At 61.6% G+C, this 18,210-nt stretch carries 28 protein-coding genes; 5 read left to right on the top strand and 23 right to left on the bottom strand.

Annotation, left to right across the window (positions count from 1 at the left end; translation table 11 throughout):
• Window positions 1–45 precede the first annotated feature (45 nt).
• The 19 genes from BB934_RS46360 to BB934_RS46280 form a co-directional block, all read right to left on the bottom strand.
• Window positions 46–474, bottom strand: coding sequence for a hypothetical protein (locus tag BB934_RS46360; protein WP_157934775.1), 429 nt, complete (start codon window positions 472–474; stop codon window positions 46–48).
• 14 nt (window positions 475–488) lie between these two features.
• Window positions 489–809, bottom strand: a complete 321-nt coding sequence (locus BB934_RS46355; protein ID WP_099516265.1) for a hypothetical protein — start codon at window positions 807–809, stop codon at window positions 489–491.
• Window positions 810–867: 58 nt separating this feature from the next.
• Window positions 868–1,266: a hypothetical protein gene (locus tag BB934_RS46350; RefSeq protein WP_099516264.1), complete on the bottom strand. Its 399-nt coding sequence runs from the start codon at window positions 1,264–1,266 to the stop codon at window positions 868–870.
• Window positions 1,267–1,309: 43 nt separating this feature from the next.
• Window positions 1,310–1,735 carry a hypothetical protein gene (locus tag BB934_RS46345; protein ID WP_157934774.1) on the bottom strand — a complete coding sequence of 142 codons (426 nt, stop codon included), beginning with the start codon at window positions 1,733–1,735 and terminating at the stop codon, window positions 1,310–1,312.
• On the bottom strand, window positions 1,732–2,610 hold the full coding sequence (locus BB934_RS46340) for a hypothetical protein (RefSeq protein ID WP_099516262.1): 879 nt from the start codon (window positions 2,608–2,610) through the stop codon (window positions 1,732–1,734). Before BB934_RS46340 ends, BB934_RS46345 begins: the two co-directional genes overlap by 4 nt.
• A gap of 92 nt (window positions 2,611–2,702) precedes the next feature.
• Window positions 2,703–3,965 carry a hypothetical protein gene (locus tag BB934_RS46335; RefSeq protein ID WP_099516261.1) on the bottom strand — a complete coding sequence of 421 codons (1,263 nt, stop codon included), beginning with the start codon at window positions 3,963–3,965 and terminating at the stop codon, window positions 2,703–2,705.
• Window positions 3,958–5,181, bottom strand: coding sequence for a hypothetical protein (locus tag BB934_RS46330; protein WP_099516260.1), 1,224 nt, complete (start codon window positions 5,179–5,181; stop codon window positions 3,958–3,960). Before BB934_RS46330 ends, BB934_RS46335 begins: the two co-directional genes overlap by 8 nt.
• Before the next feature lie 58 nt (window positions 5,182–5,239).
• Window positions 5,240–5,398, bottom strand: a complete 159-nt coding sequence (locus BB934_RS48340) for a hypothetical protein (protein WP_157934773.1) — start codon at window positions 5,396–5,398, stop codon at window positions 5,240–5,242.
• Window positions 5,395–5,787, bottom strand: a complete 393-nt coding sequence (locus BB934_RS46325) for a hypothetical protein (protein WP_099516259.1) — start codon at window positions 5,785–5,787, stop codon at window positions 5,395–5,397. The genes BB934_RS48340 and BB934_RS46325 overlap by 4 nt, the downstream gene beginning before the upstream one ends.
• Before the next feature lie 12 nt (window positions 5,788–5,799).
• Window positions 5,800–6,081, bottom strand: a complete 282-nt coding sequence (locus tag BB934_RS46320; RefSeq protein WP_099516258.1) for a hypothetical protein — start codon at window positions 6,079–6,081, stop codon at window positions 5,800–5,802.
• Between the two features lie 7 nt (window positions 6,082–6,088).
• Complete coding sequence (locus BB934_RS48335) at window positions 6,089–6,241, bottom strand: hypothetical protein (RefSeq protein ID WP_157934772.1); 153 nt, start codon at window positions 6,239–6,241, stop codon at window positions 6,089–6,091.
• A gap of 160 nt (window positions 6,242–6,401) precedes the next feature.
• The gene (locus tag BB934_RS46315; RefSeq protein ID WP_099516257.1) at window positions 6,402–6,824 is read right to left on the bottom strand and encodes a hypothetical protein; all 423 of its coding nucleotides are present in this window, start codon (window positions 6,822–6,824) and stop codon (window positions 6,402–6,404) included.
• 134 nt (window positions 6,825–6,958) lie between these two features.
• Window positions 6,959–7,366: a hypothetical protein gene (locus tag BB934_RS46310; RefSeq protein ID WP_099516256.1), complete on the bottom strand. Its 408-nt coding sequence runs from the start codon at window positions 7,364–7,366 to the stop codon at window positions 6,959–6,961.
• A gap of 240 nt (window positions 7,367–7,606) precedes the next feature.
• Window positions 7,607–7,846 (bottom strand): hypothetical protein, encoded by a 240-nt coding sequence (locus tag BB934_RS46305; RefSeq protein ID WP_099516255.1) that lies wholly within the window; start codon window positions 7,844–7,846, stop codon window positions 7,607–7,609.
• Between the two features lie 323 nt (window positions 7,847–8,169).
• Window positions 8,170–8,862 (bottom strand): hypothetical protein, encoded by a 693-nt coding sequence (locus BB934_RS46300; RefSeq protein WP_099516254.1) that lies wholly within the window; start codon window positions 8,860–8,862, stop codon window positions 8,170–8,172.
• 44 nt (window positions 8,863–8,906) lie between these two features.
• A complete protein-coding gene (locus BB934_RS46295) occupies window positions 8,907–9,287 on the bottom strand; it encodes a hypothetical protein (protein WP_099516253.1) in 381 nt (126 codons plus the stop codon).
• A 169-nt stretch (window positions 9,288–9,456) separates the two neighbouring features.
• Window positions 9,457–9,678, bottom strand: coding sequence for a hypothetical protein (locus BB934_RS46290; protein ID WP_157934771.1), 222 nt, complete (start codon window positions 9,676–9,678; stop codon window positions 9,457–9,459).
• A gap of 77 nt (window positions 9,679–9,755) precedes the next feature.
• Window positions 9,756–10,034 (bottom strand): hypothetical protein, encoded by a 279-nt coding sequence (locus BB934_RS46285; RefSeq protein ID WP_099516251.1) that lies wholly within the window; start codon window positions 10,032–10,034, stop codon window positions 9,756–9,758.
• A gap of 110 nt (window positions 10,035–10,144) precedes the next feature.
• Window positions 10,145–10,357 carry a hypothetical protein gene (locus BB934_RS46280; RefSeq protein WP_157934770.1) on the bottom strand — a complete coding sequence of 71 codons (213 nt, stop codon included), beginning with the start codon at window positions 10,355–10,357 and terminating at the stop codon, window positions 10,145–10,147.
• 353 nt (window positions 10,358–10,710) lie between these two features.
• Between BB934_RS46280 and BB934_RS46275 the strand changes: the two genes are divergently transcribed.
• From BB934_RS46275 to BB934_RS46260, 4 genes are all read left to right on the top strand, one after another.
• Window positions 10,711–11,199: a hypothetical protein gene (locus BB934_RS46275; RefSeq protein WP_099516249.1), complete on the top strand. Its 489-nt coding sequence runs from the start codon at window positions 10,711–10,713 to the stop codon at window positions 11,197–11,199.
• A complete protein-coding gene (locus tag BB934_RS46270; RefSeq protein ID WP_099516248.1) occupies window positions 11,196–11,750 on the top strand; it encodes a hypothetical protein in 555 nt (184 codons plus the stop codon). The genes BB934_RS46275 and BB934_RS46270 overlap by 4 nt, the downstream gene beginning before the upstream one ends.
• Window positions 11,747–11,950 carry a hypothetical protein gene (locus tag BB934_RS46265; protein ID WP_099516247.1) on the top strand — a complete coding sequence of 68 codons (204 nt, stop codon included), beginning with the start codon at window positions 11,747–11,749 and terminating at the stop codon, window positions 11,948–11,950. Before BB934_RS46270 ends, BB934_RS46265 begins: the two co-directional genes overlap by 4 nt.
• 120 nt (window positions 11,951–12,070) lie before the next feature.
• Window positions 12,071–14,230, top strand: a complete 2,160-nt coding sequence (locus tag BB934_RS46260; protein ID WP_099516246.1) for a DotA/TraY family protein — start codon at window positions 12,071–12,073, stop codon at window positions 14,228–14,230.
• 72 nt (window positions 14,231–14,302) lie between these two features.
• Here the strand turns inward: BB934_RS46260 and BB934_RS46255 are convergent, their stop codons facing one another.
• From BB934_RS46255 to BB934_RS46240, 4 genes are all read right to left on the bottom strand, one after another.
• Complete coding sequence (locus tag BB934_RS46255) at window positions 14,303–14,812, bottom strand: hypothetical protein (protein WP_099516245.1); 510 nt, start codon at window positions 14,810–14,812, stop codon at window positions 14,303–14,305.
• Between the two features lie 110 nt (window positions 14,813–14,922).
• Window positions 14,923–16,014, bottom strand: a complete 1,092-nt coding sequence (locus BB934_RS46250) for a hypothetical protein (RefSeq protein WP_157934769.1) — start codon at window positions 16,012–16,014, stop codon at window positions 14,923–14,925.
• 274 nt (window positions 16,015–16,288) lie between these two features.
• Window positions 16,289–16,684, bottom strand: a complete 396-nt coding sequence (locus tag BB934_RS46245) for a hypothetical protein (protein WP_099516243.1) — start codon at window positions 16,682–16,684, stop codon at window positions 16,289–16,291.
• A 169-nt stretch (window positions 16,685–16,853) separates the two neighbouring features.
• Window positions 16,854–17,279 carry a hypothetical protein gene (locus BB934_RS46240; protein WP_099516242.1) on the bottom strand — a complete coding sequence of 142 codons (426 nt, stop codon included), beginning with the start codon at window positions 17,277–17,279 and terminating at the stop codon, window positions 16,854–16,856.
• 380 nt (window positions 17,280–17,659) lie between these two features.
• On the opposite strand from BB934_RS46240, the gene BB934_RS46235 reads away from it, so the two are divergent.
• Complete coding sequence (locus tag BB934_RS46235) at window positions 17,660–18,208, top strand: metallophosphoesterase family protein (protein WP_099516241.1); 549 nt, start codon at window positions 17,660–17,662, stop codon at window positions 18,206–18,208.
• Window positions 18,209–18,210 lie beyond the last annotated feature (2 nt).

The raw sequence follows: 18,210 nt of genomic DNA, 5'->3' as shown, positions 1-18,210 counted from the left end.
CACCCTCAATCCTGAGTCCGGGCGGATTCCGCGGCAAGCGAAAAGTTACGCTGTGAGCGTAGTGGCTTCCTCCTGGCTCCACTCGATTCCACGCAAGGCTTCTGCAAGTTTCAAAAGGAATGTCTCGATCTCATCGAGTTCGAGGCCCGACGCACCGCTGACGGAGCCGCCCCACCGCCGCCCGAACGGACGAAAGTTGATACTGACACGTCGGTCCTGCCAGCGTCCCTCGCATCGGGCTTCAATGAAGATGAGGGTCTTCCTGGTCGTGACCCTGACCTCAAACGGCCCCGCGAAAAACTCGGCGGATCGGGTGAACGCCCTGCGGGCCTTCTGGATCGCAAACCTCGGCGTGGCCCGATAGAGACGGTCACAGGCTGCGGTGACAGCTTCGAGCGTCCCCCGCGCCGGATGGTCGGCCTCGCCCCGGGTGGGCGCGGTTGCCGCGTCAAGAAGGACGGAAACAGGATTCATGTAATGGCCGGCCGTCACTGCCCGCCCCCGGTCTGCGTCTTGGGCTTCGCGAGCGCCTGCCGGATCGCGGAATAGGCGCGGAGCCATTCTGACTTGGAAGCCTCGATCGAGCGCGTCACCTCGGCCTCGATCGCGTTCCGGTTCTCCCATGCGACGGCCGCGAGTTCCTCAAGGTCGCCCTGCGTCGCCGTGGCGAGATCGTCCAGGGTCTTGACCCTCCCCTCAAGCCGCTCGATCGCGCTGGAGGCCTGGGGAGCGGCATACGCCCCCGAGGCAAGGAGGAAGCCGGCCATTCCAAGGACGGCGGCGATGGTGGTCTGCGTGGTCTTCCTCATGTCTGGTTCCCTCCCTGTTCGTTCTTGTTTCCTGCTCCCCAAATGGCGGCAGTGCCGCCTACTGGCCGTCCTGCCCCGGCATGTTCACGACGTTCTGGCCGACGAGCGGATGGGACGTGAATGAAACCGGAGGCTTGACGCGATCCGGAAGCGGCTGGCCCTTCGCCGCCGCTTGCATGTCCTCCCTGGCATCATCCAGGGCATTGTTCGCGCTGCGGATCAGGTCCTCGGCCCTGACAATCCTCTGCATCAGGGGAAGACGCTTCGCCCTCCAGGCGGGGTTGTCGTCCTCCTTGTAGGTTTCCCTGATCTCCGTGCTCACGTCGCGGACCTCGGCGGTCAACGCCCTGATCCCGGTGTCGCTTCCTGCCCCGGCAGGGACGACGATGAGTGCGCCAGCGAGTGCCGCGATGCCGCCGATGAAAGCCCCGACGATGTGGTCCGTGTTGAAGTTCATGGTGTCTTGCCCCCTGTGATTGTGTTGACCGTGAAAGACCTGCTCACTTCTTGTCGGGCGTGGTTGCCCCGTAGACCGGGCGATGGTCGATCCACGGCTCCATGCTGTCCAACTCGGCCTTGTCGGCGGCATTTCTCACGGCGTTTTCAGCCTCGCTCCTGACCGCCGCCAGTTCTTGCTGGATGCGCTTGAGCCTCGTCTCAAAGACGACGATCGTGAAGAACCACTCGATATTGTCCCGGGCGACCAGCTTGTGATCCCCGGCTGCGTCCGCTCTCATGATTTCGTCACGGAGCGATCCGATAGCCTTTTCAAGTCCCCGGACGTGTTCGAGATGATCCAGCTTCGGTTCCGCTGCGGCTGGCGTGACGGCCGCGCTCCCGAGGACGGCCAGACCGAGGACGGAGGCGGCGATGTGGTTCCTGATGCTCTTCATGGTGTTCCCTCCGTGTTTGGTGTCGTTCCTCAATGTTTCGGCAATTGCCATCGCTTCCCGGTCTCCCTCTCCCTTGCCTTAGCTGCTTCCTCTTCGATCGCCTGGAACATGGCCTCGTCCTTCCTGTCCTGTTCGGCCTGTTCCTCGCGGGCCTTCCGCTGGAACTCTTCGTATTCCTTCTCGGCTTTCGCGGCCCGTTCTCGGTCCTCCTGCTCCGAGGCCAGGAGTGCCTTTTCTGTCTGCTCCAGGCGGTAGCGCGTGGCCCCAAGCGTTGTTACCCACCACCCCCGGTCGGTCCTGCTCGAAACCGTGGGTTCGGCAACGCGCAGTTCCGGAAGAACCGCCTCAACGTCCTTCTGGATTGCTATGGCCTCGAAGTAGGCCGCGTTCACTCGGTCCCTGACGGACTCGATCGTGAGCGTCGGCTTAACGTCGCCGCCGAAAGCCCATCCGGCCAGCACGGCGGCGACAACGCCGACAGCGGCCCCTTTCAGGAGCGGGAACTTGCCGCCAGCGAGTTTCAGGATGCCGTCGCCCAAAGCGTCCACGTAGAGGGACAGGGAATAGGAGAAGAGACAGCCGGCCAGCTTGGCCTTGCTCATCTCGCGGACGACGGCCCCTGCGGCGGTGCCTTTCGAGGTGCGGAAGCGGCCGTTTTCCAGTTTCGAGAATGCGTAGGTGTCAAACCCGGTGACGATCCCCAGGCTGGAGCGGCAGCAACTGCAAATGACCTTGAGGTCGCTGGGCTCGAGCCTGCCGTCTTCCTTGCGATCCCCGCTCTCGACCCAATCGTCCATGTGCAGCGGCTCGACCATCCGGCCGCACTCTTCGCACGGCAGGGTTTCGAACGGATCGTAGCCAAAGGACTCGTCGTCAGCGAAGTCGTCGTTGTCTGCCTGAATGCTCATGCCCCCTCCCCGCTCGTTGTGCGTAAGTCATGCTGTGCGTAAGTGTCACCTCGTTGCAAGTCGCCGGCGACGTTCCGGGGAGGGAACCGCCGCTAGTGAGGCACGGCGGCTTCCTTTTCGCGCTTGATCCTTCGCCACGCGGCGACGGCCTTTCCGACCCCCAGGAAACCGTCCAGCGCGTAGGCGAAGGAGTAGAAGAGCATCATCAGGGACAGGGTGAATGCCCCGAGGTGGAACTTCTTCCCGTTCAGGACTACGCGGTAAGGCTTCTTCCCCTCGTCGCTCAAGGAAACCAGGATGTGCTGCTCTTGCCTCCAGGCTTCCTCGCGCCAGTCGCGGCACTCGATGCACATCGGCTTGTAGTCTCCTGGCTTGCCCTCGCGGCCGACGCACACAAGGTCGGTGTCGTGGAGCCGCTGGATGGTCTTCTTGCAGTCGCAGCACTGGACCGTCGTGTCGGGATCGAATCCTTTCATCTCGATCCGGATACGGTTGGCGCAGCACCCGCAAGCCGTCTTCATCCACTTCGCGCCGTTCGAATCCTTGGCATCGACGTAGGTGAAGCTGTCGAAGTCGCTTCCGGGCTCGGTTCCTTCCTCGGTGCCGCAGAACTCGCACACCATCGGGGCAAACGGGTTGTCGTCGTCGGTGTCCCAAAAGTCGTCGTCGGACGGCGTGGCCTCCGTCGTCTCGTCGGCGGTTTCCATGAACGGGTTATCCGGACTCTTGGCGAAAGCTACGACCTCGGCCATTGCCGCCTCGGGACCGTTGGCATACAGACGCTCCATCGCGTCCGTCAGGTCAGCGATCCTCGCCTCTAGCTCTGCCTTCCTGTTCCCCTTCGGAAGTCCCTCGGAGCAGGACGCGCAAAGGATAGCGTCGTAGGACGCGTCGCCGTCCTGGATGTGGAGAAGCGCGGCCTGTTCCAACGCCTCGTCGGGGATCCCGGTCCCGCAAGCCCCGCAAGGGATCGGCTGGAGCGGATCGAAGCCGTCGGCTTCCTCGGGAGCCTCGCCCGGGAGGCGGAAGTAGGTGCCTGTCTTGCGGCGGAACGTGTCCCTGACGTGCCGAATGAAAGCGTCCTCGTCCTCGGTGTCGCGGATGAAGGAGTGTTCAAGCCCGAACTCGCCGTTGGTTTCGAGGACCGGGACCGCCTGGTGGAAGGAGATGCTGTTCACGTTCACGATTGCCACCCAGCAATCGGACGTGTGATGGACGGCCAGGACGGCGGGAATGCTGCCGTAAAGGAACACGACCCTCTTGATGGTCAGTAGGTCGTTATCCTCCTGGTCAACCGGACGCTCCGCGATAACGGACGGCTCGGTGTCGATCTTCCGGACTGCGCTCTCAATCATGGTGCTTGCCCTCCCCCTTGTTGCTGTCAGCCTTGGCGGCTGGTGCCTCGATCGTCGTCGCTTGCTTTAGGGCGACCGGAGGCGGCGCGTCGTCGCCCCCGAACAGTGCGCCCATCAGGAAGACACCGAGGAACCCGAGGGCGATACCCGATGCAAACGTCCGCTTCTTGGATTCCGCGATCCAGAGAAGAGGGATCGCGAGGAACAGGACGGCGACGGCGACCGCGAACAATGCCGTTTCAAGGAAGTGCGCCACCCGAGACGGCCTGGTGCTGGCCTTGGTCTTCGGCTCAGACTTCGGCGTGGGATCGACCATCTGCCTGACCGTCTCGGCAACGTCGCCCTTGGTGCGGTATTTGCGGTTGCCTTCCTGCGAGATGAGGAATCCGCCGTCGTCGTCCCACTCGTCGGGAGTGATGACGATGCTCCCCTTGGGAAGGACACGCGTCGCTACCTCGTCGGCAAGGAGCAACTGGTCGTCAGTCTCGGCTTGGTGGTAGCGGTGCCCATAGAAGGGTCTAGGCGGGACGATAACCGTTCCCGGCTCCAGGAATCGAAACGCAACATCCTCGGCGCTCCCGAAGCTGTCGTTTCCGCCCTTCTCGAAGACACGGTAGCGCGAACCCCTGCCATAAGGCCCGGCGACAATGTAGCCGTCAGAGATGAAGCGGGCTCCCAGCGCGTTGCCGTTGACGTAAGGGTCTTCCGGGAAACCCGGCTCGTTGACGCGGTAGAAGCCGCCCCTCACAGCCGTTGCCGTGAGCTCCTTCGGCTCGGCCAGGGGAGGCATCGGCATATCCGCGAACTCGTCACCCTCGAAAAAGTCCACGTCGTGAGATGCGGACTCGGAAGCGGCCTCGGCCCTGTCAACAATTGGCTTCGCGCAGTCGGGGCAGTAATTCACCCAATGGGAGCCGCCGCTGCTCGTTTCGAGGGCCAGTTGCCACCTCGTTTTCTCGGTGATCGCCGTGCCGCACTTGTCGCAGGGGCCATCGAACTTTTCCGCGTCCTCCGCGAACGGATCATCATCGAAGTCGTCGTGGGAAGGGATGGAGGACGGAAACGCCTCGGCCTTCGGCTCGTCGCTCCAACTGGAGAAGTCGAAATCCGCTCCGATTACGTTCCCGATCGGATCGACTGGCTTCGGCGCGGCGGGAGCCTCGTTCGATGCCTTGGGCGACTTCCTGCTCATGGTGGGCTTCTTGGCGTTCGTCATGCGGTCAATCCTTTCGTGCGTGGACTCGGATCAGGGGAAACCGGAGGCTTGCAAGCTGCTAGCCGTCGCCGGCTCCCTTCCGGTTGCGGGAGGCGCGAGAGATGCCCCGGAACGCCGCCTCGATGGCGCGGGAAATGGCCGCGAACACGTCTAGGATCGTGTCGGCCACCTTCCACAATGATTCCTCGTCGGGCTTCCGTAGGCTGGGCTTCTTCATGCCGCCCTCACCTCGACCTGATCGGTCACGTCCTCGATGCCCTCGGGAGCGACCAGGTAGATGCGCCCGCTTTCGGGGTCACGGTAGAGGTATTCCTTGCCGTAGGGCTTCTTGCCCTCCATGCGCTCGTTCCAGCGAACGATGATGCGGTTGAGGCAGAAGCCGATGGGGAGGACGCAAGCCAGCACCCACCAGCCGCTGAACGGCACGGAGGCGGGAACGTCCAGATACCAGTCGTCCCACATATGAGTCCGCACGGTCCTGAACGCATTCGTGAGGTTCTCGAACACGTAGTAGAAGAGGATCGTCGCCCCTAGGAGATACGGCCACGCGTAGGCGATGAAGCCCTTCCCTTGGTTCTCGAGCTCCTGCTTGGTTTCTTCTTTCATCGCGTGTCCCTCCTATCGGTTGTCGTTGCCGCGCTGCGCGTGGGCCTCGCGGATCAGGTCTGCCAACGTCCCGAAAAGCTGGACGCGCTGTGCCTCGGGCATCTCGTAGGGGCAGGACACGGTATCCGTGACCTTGAGCCAGTGAAGGATTCCGAGTGCCGCGTATTCCGCAAAGTCGTAGCGGCTCGTGTCGCGGTCGATTTCTTCGAGCGTGTGAAAGGGGAACTCCTCCCCTCTCTTGAGCATTCGCCGGAGCTCGTAGATACCCGGAGCGATGACGTATGGCTCGGTCATGTCGCCCTCACTCCCCGCAGTCGACTGGCTCGACGCAGGACGGCGTGTAGCCGAGCGTCCAGGTGTGCTTGCACTCCATGCAAACGGCCTCTTCCCGGTCGCCCATCGCATCGCAGGGCTGGCAATCGTAGTCCTTGGAACCGCACTGGTAGCAACGCATGTTGTCCTCCCTTTTTGCTGTTTTGTAATAGAATCATGCTTGTCGGCGGCGTTCAGCGCAATCGAAATCATTACGCTGTGAGCGTAGTTGGTTGACGGCGTGAGCAAAAAGAAACCCGCCGAAGTGGCGGGTTTCTCAAAGGCTCCGGGGTGTCGGCGGTTCAGGACGGCGGGACCACGCAGCCCTTCCAAGATAGGTAATCCGCATCGAGGCAGGACGGACATTTGACCACGCTCGTATCCTTGCCGTCTGCCTTGTTGATGGCCGCGCAAGTTGCCTCATCCTTGATCGTGCGGCTGACTCGTGCGGAATCGACGATCCAGTCCCCTTCTGGGGCCGCCGCGAGGTAATTGCCCTCAACCAGCTTTTGAACCAGGGCACCGTCAATTTCGGGCGGATACCGTCCATGCTCGTCGTGGTATAGCTGCAAGCCGCCCTCGATCGACATCGCGCCGTTGGTGTATTCGATGAAATGCCGCGTTGCGGATGCCTCTGAATACACCTCGCCGCCATACCAGAATGCGGCAACGGAAAGCACTGCGATCAACAGGACCGAAACGACGGCGACAATCAACTGGAACATGCTCGTCCTCCCTCTTGTCTCTTGCCTGAACTCTGGTCGCCGGCGGAAAGGATTGGGAGTCACGTATGCGTGAGCGAATGTGCAAAAGGAAACCCGCCACGCGGGCGGGTTTCTCGATGCCTCGAAGGGATCGGCTAGTCAGGAGTGGAGCAACCCGGAAGCCCCTTTTGGGCTTCGTCGTCGCATCGCGGACACACCGCGCCAAAGCCGGCGGCTTCGTTGATGATCGCGCACTGTCCCGTCTGGACCGGACGGTAGAGTTCGTCGGTCGAGATCTTCCAGCCCTCGTCCCGGAGCGGCATGAGGTAATTGCCGGATACCAGGACTTCAACCAGCGCGTCGTCCCTCTCGGTCGGCCAATGGAGCTTGTCCTGATAGTAGAGTTGGATAGCAGCGTCGATCTGCTGCGCCGTCATCTCAATGCCGACGAGCTTCGCCCTGCTCGATGCCTCGGCGAATGCCTCGCCACCATACCAGATCGCTCCGATCGCAAGCACGGAGCAGAGGACGATCGCTACCGTGGCGACAATAAGCTGAAACATGCTGTCCCTCCCTTTTTATGATGACGTACAGGGTGCATTCCGCCCCTCTTCGGCGCAACCATGAAGTTACGCCGTGAGCGTAGTGGCGCGCAGCATCCGGGATTCCCTTTTCCTACCCCCTCCTTCGTGCCAGCGCGTCAGCGGCGGAATGGCGCAGGACGGCCGCGCGGGACCGGAACGCGACTGGTCCGCTCGGAGCGGACCAGTCGGGGATGCCTTATCGAAGAGGTAGGCGGGGGATTACTCCCCGCCGTTGGCCTTCTCCTTGCGGGTGCGGATGACCAGGCGACCGCTGACCGTGATCCCTGCGGGGATCGTGAGGTTGAAGCCCTCGCCGTCGTTGTGAGCCCAGAGAGCTCCGACCTTGTGCCACATCGCCTTCTCTCCTTCGCCCTCGACCACGAACATTTCGTGCGACGGGAGGTTGGAGCGGCGGGTTTCGGAAGAGGTGGTGTTGGTGAGGGTGTTCGCGTTAGCCATCTTGGCTCTCCTTCGCTTGGGGTCGCCCTATGCGACCGTTCGATGCCCTCCTGTCCGGAAGGGAAGAGCCGTGTAGCTGGATGGCCGTAGGCCACGCTTGCGCCCGTCCGTGAGCGCACGGAGCGTCCGACGTAAAGGTATGGGTATCAATGAACGGTGCTTGGGAACGGCCCTTGAAGGGGAGCCGGAAATGGCAGAGCCACCCTCGCCCCACCGATGACGGACTTGAGACGCGTCCCCCGGGATGCTGCAAGGATCGAGGCTGATCGAAAGGAAGAAGGCCCGCAGAACGGGCCTCCAAGGGAGAAGGAAAAGCGAATGGGTCAGTAGGCGGCTTCCTCGGGAGGAAACAGATCGGCCCAACTGGTTCCGAGTCGCCCGGCATAGGCATCCTCGTAGCCCAACTCGGCTTCCGAGGGGTCTTCGATACCCATAGGATACGGCAGACCCGACGACACCGCGAAGGCGTAGCCCGCGAAACTCCCCGCGCGGTTGTCCGGAGGCGTTCGGCGCATTCCGTCCATGAAAGGACGAGAATCCGCGTCCAGCGCTTCCGAGACGGCCTCAAGCCACTCGGGATTGCTGCGGTCCTCGATCGCCAGCCAGATGCATTTGAAGATGTAGAAGGTGAGAAGGTCGGGATCGCACTGCAAAGAGAACGCGATGGCACCGTATCCGTCCGAGAACGGCACGTAGAGAGCCGGCACCGGTTGCCACACGTCGGTTGGCGATTTCGGCTCCTTGAAGATGGACGTGGCTTTGATCGGTGTCCCGAAGCGGACGTTGCCGCGCACGGCGGGGACGTAAACCCGCGGCGCATAGGCAATGTTGACCCAAGGGGCAAGCTTCTGGATGAGCATGACCGTTGTGTCTTTCTCGGCGGCTGCTGCCCTGTTGACCGGGCCACCGGACATAGCCCAGCGGCCAACCTTCTCTTCCCACGGCAGCGCGTAGTCGAACGGCTCCTTTCCGGGCTTGATGATCTTGGCGTAGGACTCGATCTTGCTAGATGCCATGAGCCGCCTCCCTGAACAGGACCTCGAGGTTGGGGTTCATGGTGTCAGCCCCTGGCCTGGCGGCGGGCCTTTTCCTGCCGCCTCCGGACCCTTTCGAGTCCGTCAGCGACCTGATCGGCGGTGATGCCGGCCACGGCTTGCTCGATGCCCCGGTAGAGCGTGAGGTCTTTCTCTTCCGGCCACATCGTCTCGTAGCCGTCACGGCAAATGCGAACGCGGACCCAAAGCTCGTCGCCGTCCCGGAAGGCGTAGGGAGCAAGATACACGTCGGCCGACTCGTCCCCGACGTAGAGGGCGATGACCTCGTTGTCGTCCTCGGCCACGCGGAAGGACAGCCCTTCGATGGAGGCGATGGCGGGTGCTTCGCCGTTCCTGATGACTGACCGCGCCGTCGCTGCGTAATACTCGCTGACAGGATTCTTCATGTGCGCTGCCCTCCCCTTCTGGTGGTGATGCCTCGCATCCTCACCAGGGATCCCGCCGGCGGAAAGTGCAAAAAGCAAAAAGGACAGGGCGATCCCTGTCCTTCGGATTCTTGTGGCCGGGGTCGGTTCCCGCCGTCAGTTGCCGCATTCGGTGGCGGGCCTCCCCGGATCAGCGGATAGCCGGATTGGCGTAGAGGTATGCAACCTCCTTCGGGACAGGCATCAGCTTCCGCATGACGGCCCCAAACAAGACCGAGTGAAGAACGTCCTTGGCGACAAACCAGGCCACGCAGACGAAGAGCGCGGGGATGATGCCGTGCCGCTCAGCGATAGCGGACAGCAAGGCGATCTCGATCAGAACCAGCGGAGCCGTGAAGAAAAGTGTGAGCATGTTGTTGTCCTCCTTGATGTGAATGGTTGCGGGATGGAGAGCCAGAAACAATCCCGGCTCCTGTCTATGCGGTGCTGTTAGCCCCACCGCCTCCTGCGCCGCCGCGGCTTGTGGTTGGGATCGGTGATCTCGATCCAGCGGCGGATGATGGCGGTGACTTCCTCCCGGGCGACACCCGGCTCCACCTCGCGCTCGGCAATCGCCAGCATCTGCTGTCGGGCGGCATCATTCTGGTAGGGATTCCCCTCGATCCGCATGAGGCCGTCAATGTCTTGTTCGGAAGCGCGTGGCTTGACGAGGTAGCGGATCAGGTTCGGATCCAACCAATCGTATTTGACGACGTTCTTCTTTCTCATGGCGGCGTTGCCTCCTTCCTGGTTTCAGGTCCTTCCCCCTGACGAGCCGTCGATCCGGTTCGGCGGCTCGCGAGAGAGAAGGCCGGGGACTGGACCCGGCCCGGTTTCGATCAGTGGATTTTCTCGGACAGGACGCTGTTCGCCACGCGGCGGAGATCGCTGTCCCCCTGGGTCATCCCCAGCACGTTCTTCCAACCATGCCACCTTTTGATCTCGCCCTTCGACGGCACGTATTCGTCGTCGTGGAGGCTGTCGCAGTAATCCAGGATCGCGTCCTCGGCAGCGGCGCGGATTTCTTCGGCGGAGAATTCGATGCGGCTCATGGTGGTGTCCCCTTCGTTGTGCAACGTTCACTCGTTACATCCTTATCGTGGGGGTAAAACGCACCCAGCACAACACGCCGGCAGGAAATATTTTCAGGTTGTCGAGTCAGTCGAAAAGAGTTTTTGACCCTCACCTGGGACGGCAGCGGCAAGTTGTTGACGAAGCCGCGCAAGCACAGAGAAAAGCGGTATCGTCCACATTATTTTCGGATACTGACCCATTCCTTGTTCCTTCTCCCCAAGACCCTTTGGGGCGTGTCGCACCCGGACAATTCTTCTCGCCGGCTCTTGCAATGGGGGAACATACGCACACACGATCATTTCGCACAGATAGCGAAAAAGGGAGGTGCGGAATGGGTGGTGAGAAGAGCAACAATGGGATGGCTCCCCTTAACGTGGTGGGGTTGGCTTACCTTGGGATCGCCTGCACTTTTGCGGTCGCGGCCGCGCTCCCGTTGACGAACACGGCGATCGGACTGGCGCACGTCGGCGGGCTGGTCGGGCCGGAAACGCTTGAGAGGGTGCAGAACCCGTCCTCGTCTACGCTAATCGCCGTCGCCCTCGCACTGTTCGCGGCCATGATGACCATCGGGTTCCGCAGCGTGAGGTCCACGCTGCGGAATCTTCCCGGGAATGGATGGAATGCGGATCGGATGGATGCCGTCCAGGGACTCGGTCCCTACTTCGCGTTCCCGATCTCGGCCGCGACCGTGTTCCTGATTTGGAAGGGTGTCTCATTCGGCGTGACCTTCGCCCTCGGCCTCGGCCTCCTGCTGGCGTGTCTGGCTGGGGTAGCCGGCTACTGCGTCCTCAAGGATCGTGGCACCGGAGGCCGCGCATGAGGAAGCTTCTCAAGTTCCTCGCCTACGTGACTGGCACGGCATCCCTGCTCTTCCTGATTGCCGTGATGCACGTATGGGCCGCGTTCCGGATCGTCGGTAGCTTCAAGTCCTGGCAGGGCGCGATCACGGACACGATGGCGAACGGCGACCTTCTGGTGGCCGTCCTCTTCGGGTTCCTCGGGCTCGCAATCATTGGCGAGTGGACGATCCGCCGCATGTTCGGCCGTCCGCTTCGCAAGCGTCGGTGGCGCGGTGTCGTGCTGGCCTCTCTCGGCCTGTTCGCTGCCATGACGGCCTCCCTCGTCTACAACGGGATGGTCGTTATCGACACCGTGAGCCGCAAGGAAGCCGGGACTCTCGCACTCGATACCACGCCCGCACTGGCCGACTATGTGCTGGGTTTCTCGGTCCTAATCCTGCCGTTCGCGGTGTTCGCGGCCAACTCGCTCTTCGGCCTCGCCGTCCTCTGCATGGGCCGTCTCGCTTCCGCAGTCCGTCGTCGTCTCATTCCCGGGACGGCCTCGCTCAAACTCAAGGGAGGTGTCGCATGATCCACGCACTCAAGCACTCGGCCAAGAGCCGCATTGGAATCCTTCTGACGGGCCTCGCGCTCTACGGCGTGGCCTTGATGGAACTCGGGAAGCCGATGGAGTTCGGTGATCCCGCCAGCACGGCACTGGCCGTCGTCGTCGCCGGCATCGGCCTCTGGATGTGGGAGGTCGTCCATAATGCCCGAAGGGAGGCGGGTTGAGCGGTAGGGGGTTGTGACTTGCTAGGGCGCGTCCCGCTCTTTGGGGAAGCGTCCGGGAACGGAGGGAAACGAAGGACTCAATGACACCGCCGCGCAAGCGGCAAACGAAAGGGGGGACCAATGGCCTTTGACGCACTCGGCCAATACGAGCCGAAACCAATCGACCTCCTGGCGCAGCCGGGACAGAACGACATCGCTTGGCAATTCATCACGACGATTTATCCGTCGGGACAATACACCCCGTTCACGATGGCGTCGTTCTATTTCAACGCCGCACTCTGCATCGTGGCGATGATCTTCCTGTCCTACTACGTCATGCACTTCCTCGTTCAATCCGCGAGGTCGGGCTATGTAGGCGGCAAGGAGTTCAACAACATCTACGGGCCGCTCCGTATCGCGTTCGGCTTCGCGTCCCTCGTTCCGATCTTTTTCGGACTAAACGGGGCGCAGATGCTTGTCCATCTTCACACGCGGGTCGGAACGAACATGGGGAACATGGTCGCTCTCATCCAGGTCGATCAGACCGTCAAGGAGGGAAAGCCGATCGCAAACACGGAGATCGGCGGTCACGAACTCGTCCTCAAGATCGTCCGTGGTGAGGTGTGCCGCACCGTCTTCAACGCCAAGGTGGAGAAGGTGTGGATGCCATTCGGCGACACGGCGAACCGATACTTCCGTCCGCTGCCCCCGGTCGGCGGTGAGGACGTGAAGGGCATTCTGGTTGACGGCAAGCGGTGGGATTACGGCCCGGAGTGCGGCGCGATCACTATCAACATGCCGAAGACGGAAACTGGCTTCGAGACGAAGCGGTATGAGGCCGTCAAATCCGTTATCGGCTCAGTCCGGACGGGAACGGAAGGCGCTGGTCAGGTCGGAGGCTCCATCGCTCAGGCTTACGTCGAACTCTACGGGAACGGCCTCGGAACCCACGGCGATGCCCGCGAAGAGAACGTGGTCGCCGGGGACAAGGCCGAGCCGATCCAGGTGAAGGCGATGCTCGAAAACGGCTACCTCAAGGCGCACGTCGCCCCGGTCATCAAGAAGGCCGGTGACACCTACGACGCGGCAGTCATCGCGGCTGCGGCGGAGGAAACCTCAAAGGTGAACGCCGCCGTCCGGGAGAAGCTGGTTGAGAACATCAAGGACCAGGGCTGGGTCGCAATGGCGGTCTACCCGCGCGCGCTCGTTCAGGCCGGAGCCCTGACGGCTAACTTGGCTGGCGAAAAGCCCGCCTACAGGGAGCCGAACCGGACCACCTGGAAGAGCTTCGGGGCCCAGATGAAACTGGTCTTCGAAGTCCTAGACGAGCAGATCAAGATCGAATCCGAGGGCGTGGGGCTTTCCGCGAACGACCTCGCGTTTGCCGGCGACGAGTCGATGAATTGGCTTGCCAAGGGACTGGCGAAGTTGAGCCGTCCGCTCATGGAGTACGCCATTTCGATCGGCAAGAACCCGTCCAACGATCCCACGGGCGACTCGATCCAGTTCGGCAACATCGTGGTCATCGCCACGGAGAACACGGTTGCCCTCCTTGCAGCGGCGACCATCCTGACGCACAACTTGGCCTCCGACTCCCTCGGTGCCGATGGCCCGGTCACGTTCCTGACCCCGCTCATCCTGGCGATCATCAAGTTCGTCTGGATCATCGGTGTCCTGAACGCCCACATCCTTCCCATGATCCCGGTGATCCATGTGATCTTCGGCTTCCTCGGATGGCTTCTCATGGTTGCCACGGCGACCATCGCGGCCTCGATTTGGGCGTTCCTCTTTATCCGCATGGAGGGCAAGGACTTCTTCGACGGACCGCACAAGGCAGGTAGCATCATGCTTCTCAACGTCATGCTGCACCCGCCTCTGATGATGCTCGGCTACGGCCTCGCGCTTATGCTCGATGTGCCGCTCCAGAACTTCATCAACAAGATTTTCCCGCTGGCCTTCGCTGGTCAGTCCGGGGGGTCTCTGAACACCATCTCGGGGCTGTTGGTCAGCTACGCGATCTATCTCTATCTCAAGTGGCACGTCAGGATGAGGCTCTACGGGCTCATCATGCGCGTTCCCTACATGGCGATGGAATACGTCGGGTCGCGCCTCCAGGGCTTCGGTGAGGATGGTGCCAACACGACCATCGGTGGCCTCGCCAGCATCAACCAGCAGGGCGGAAATCAGGTCACTGGAAGCCTCGGCGCGGGTCACAAGGCCAACGAGGATGCGAAGAAGGACAGGCTGGAGCAGGAACGCCGTGGCAAGCTGGATCGCGTCATGTCCCGCAAGCGCACCTGATCTGGCAGAAGCCGGAAACGTTGAAGGGGAGGCTTTCGCCCCCCCTTTTCGTTGCCTCGATCGCGGTGATGGTCAGTTTGGGCTGGGTGTCGGCTTCCTCTTCGTCTTCGTCGGGAGCCTGATGACCTCGGGTTTGCTGCGGGGAAGCCAATCCCGGGGCGAGCTCAGGAAGACCTTGAACTCTTCCACGCGGCCCCGGCGCATGGTCCAATTTGAGAGTGCTTCCTTAAGCATGAAGAGCATCGGGAACCATGTGAGGGCGTAGAACGGCCACCAGGACCCCACCTTGTAGGAGATGAGAACGTAGGCGACGGCGATTGCGCCCAGGAACCAGAAATTGGCCCAGGACTTCTCCACTCCCTGCATAATGTCCTTCTCGGTGTAGCCTTCGTGAGCGGCCACATACAGCCAGCGTTCCTCCGGGGTTCCTTCCGGAGCCTCGATGGGACGCTTGGCGGTCGTCGCCCGCTTAAACGTCGCCTTGGTCAGATCAATCTGCATCTTCGTATTGCCGAAGATCGACTTGACCCAGTTGATCGGCTCGTCCGCAGCCGTCAGTCTCGCTACCCATTTCCCTACCATCGTGGCCCTCCCCTTCTTAGTGTGTGCGAAACGATGGTGTGTGCGTATGTCCTTCCATGTAAAGAGCCGGCGGGAATGCGGGCGCGGGTTCGAGCCGGGGACAGTTGCCGCTATTGGGAGCGGTAGAACTCCGCAAACCGGAGGGTGCTTTCAATCATCATCCGCTCATATTCCTGATCGGCCTCGGTCCGGTCGTCGCCGTCGCTCGTATCGAACGGGAACTTGCGGAAGAGGTGGACTTGATACTCATACGTCTGCGCGATGATTTCCTTGGCTGGCCGTCTGTCGCTACCCGTTATCCCGTCGAACTCGATCGCTTGCGAAGGGTCGAAGAGCGGCACAACCCGATCCTCGAACTGGCGGAATAGGATTCCCTGCCCCGGGAACTCGGGATCGCTGTGCGTCGCAAGGAAGCTGTCCGTCCCGGTCACGCCCCAATAGCCGCCGCGCCAGCGGGGACTGTCGTCCGGGAGCATGATCGGTTGGAACAACCACACGGACGGCTTGATGAGATCGAAATCAGAGATGCGCGACTTGACCTTGTGATCGTAGCTCAACCCTTCGAGCAGGAGCCTTCCGGCGTTCTCGCCGCCGGCAAGCTTCGTGATTGTGGCCGGATGGGGAAATCCGCATCCGTGGGAGTATGCGAAATCCGTAGACGCGTTCAGGAGCAAGAGGTCGTTGATCCTTAACATGAAGCAACTCGGCATCTCCGCGAAGACCAGCGAGTTCACGCCGAACGCGTTCAGTCCGTCCGGATGGTCCTGGAGCGGGTAGATCGCAAGCATCCGGTCCTTTTGTCCGACCCTCTGGTTGACGTAGAAGTTGGGCGACACCTCGACCGGGTGGTTCTGGATGAGGTGGTAGTTGATCCAGAGTCCGGTCCTTACCTTGTCAAGCCAATCGAGCAGCGTGACGTAATCCCGAGCGGCCACGGCCTCTCGTTTCAAGAGCCGCCCGACGACCTCCTTCGCGCGGGTTTCGAGCCGGGAGTATTCCCCATTGCATTCCTTGCAAGCCGGGACGACCAACCCGTTCCAGGAGAACCGGACCTCCTTCCCCCGAGAGTAGTCGGTTCCCATCGTGACCGTCCTCCTCGGATCCCCGGTGAGTTCAAGGAGCCACATCGGGAGCATGTGTTCGCGGTTTTTGTCCCTCGGCTTCTCGCCGCAGAAAACGCACGTCTGCCGTTCAACGATCACTGATTGCCCCCACGTCGTCCTTGTTGACTGGAGGTGGCGGCAGGAAACGCCCTTGTCAATCCGGAGACGCGCCCGACGCGCGGAACCGTCAGGTGGCTCATATAGGATTCCTATGGGTCGCCTCACACTAGGAATCGGTCACTGAAAGGGACGATCCTTCGGATCGAGAGGGGGATAGGAAGGAAGAACGCAGGGCAAAGAAAAACCCCCGGGGACGGACCCGAGGGCAAGGCGGCGCAAGAACGCGTTCGAAAGGAGCGGTGTCGTCAGGCGATCAGAAGAACGAGTAGACGAAGCGGTCGAAGCCCGACGCGTAGATGAAGTAGTCGATTCCACGTCCCGTCAGCGGGTTCACGAAGGCGTAGACCATTAACAGGGTGCCGAGGCCAACCACCGGAAGGCCGAAGAAGTTACGCAGGAGGCCACCCTCTCCGCGGATTGCCATGCCGATACCAGCCAGCATGAGGCCCGGGAAGAACACGGAAACAACGTCGAAAACCAGCTTGGTCTGCGCCAGGAGCAGGAAGAGAACTCCGAGGCCAAGGGCGACCTTGAGAATGGTCTTGATGTATGCCTCTCCAACCGCCTGCATCACGCCCTTCTGCTGCGGGACCTGGCGAATGACCTTGCGGGTGGTAGGTCGGGAAACGGTGTGCGCTGCGATGGTCATGTCATGAACCCCTTTCGATCTTCGAACTATCTCTACATTAGGGTGCGTAATACCCCCTGTCAACGAAATCTGCCTGGAATCCCCAGGACTTAGCCTAACCCTCTGAACCAGAAACTCCTTTTTCCTTCCCCCCAATCCGCCGGCAACGCCGGTGGTCTTCCGGTCGTCGTCAGGCGGCTTGTTTGGTAACGTTCCTCGTCCTCTTCCGTGGGGTTCCCGCTGGCTTGATCTTCCGCCCCTGCAACTCCGACTGCGTTTCCGCCTCGATCTCCAGCAGCCGCTTCCGGTAGGACCGGATTTCCTCGGTCGAGAGGAAGAAGGCCACTCGGTCAACCATCACGACCTCGCCCCAGGGAAACCCGGTGCTGGCTGCGTTCCAGGTGTTGAGGAACGGTGCAACCGGACGTGTAGCCCCGTTGAACGTTGCGCGATATTCCGCGAAGCCCAAGTTATTCATCGCGCGGACCAGCGTGAGGTTTGGACTCTTTCCCGGCCGAAGGATCGCTGCCGCCCCGGCCAGATTCCCGGCCCACTGCGCCTCGTAGAAAACGTCTTCCGGCTTCGTTCCGGGCTTAATGGCTCTCATTCCCGACATGGCTCCCTCCCCTTGTTATGTGTGCGTAAGTGATCGTGTGCGAAAATGCGCTTTCACTGCAACCGCCGGCGAAACGTCGAGCGTCGAACGATCTCGAAATCCTAAAATTGCCGGCTTCACAAACGGATCGGAGCCCGGGATAGTAGCCCGGCTTCAAACAGGAGAGACGCAATCGTGACGACGGGAACGGAACATAGGACCAAGGGCGACACCGCCCCTGCCCTGTCCGCCGTCGTGCGTCCGGGAAGCCTTCGCATCGCTCGAATAAAGGGGCCGCTGGTCCGGTGAGGCATCCCCGGTGATCCCCGGGGCATCGCTCGTCAGGCCGCGGCAAGGACTCCGAATCCTTTCCATCCTTTCGAAATCCGAAGGAACGAGCGATGACCCTCTTCTTCACGTCAGACACCCATTTCCGCCATGCCGCCATCCTGCACCACGACCGCCGGCCGTTCGTCTCGGTCGAGGAAATGGAAGCGGAGATCATCCGACGCTGGAATGCCCGCGTCCGTCCCCGCGATACCGTCTACCACCTGGGCGACTTCGCGTGGGGGAAGGCGAAGGTCGTTGCCGAAATCCTCCCACGCCTGAACGGCCACATTCACCTGATTTGGGGAAACCACGACCACAACACGGTTCGCCGGATGACGGAGTGGGCCTCTTCGCAGCCGTATCTGGAGATCAAGGACGGCGACGACCTGGTTTGCCTCCACCATTACGCACAGCGGACGTGGAACCGAGCGAGATACGGCAGCTACCACCTCTTCGGTCACTCCCACGGCAATCTGCCGCCGCAAGGCCGCTCGATCGACGTTGGAACGTGCTGTTGGGACTACAAGCCCGTCACGCTGGCCGAGATTAAGGCGCGCCTGGACGGACTCGGGCTACTGGAGCTCGCCGGCAACGAGAAAGCGGAGGCGGTGAATGGATGAAT

It is taken from the genome of Microvirga ossetica, from assembly GCF_002741015.1.
Classification (GTDB): domain Bacteria; phylum Pseudomonadota; class Alphaproteobacteria; order Rhizobiales; family Beijerinckiaceae; genus Microvirga; species Microvirga ossetica.
This window is presented reverse-complemented; position numbering and strand designations above follow the sequence as displayed.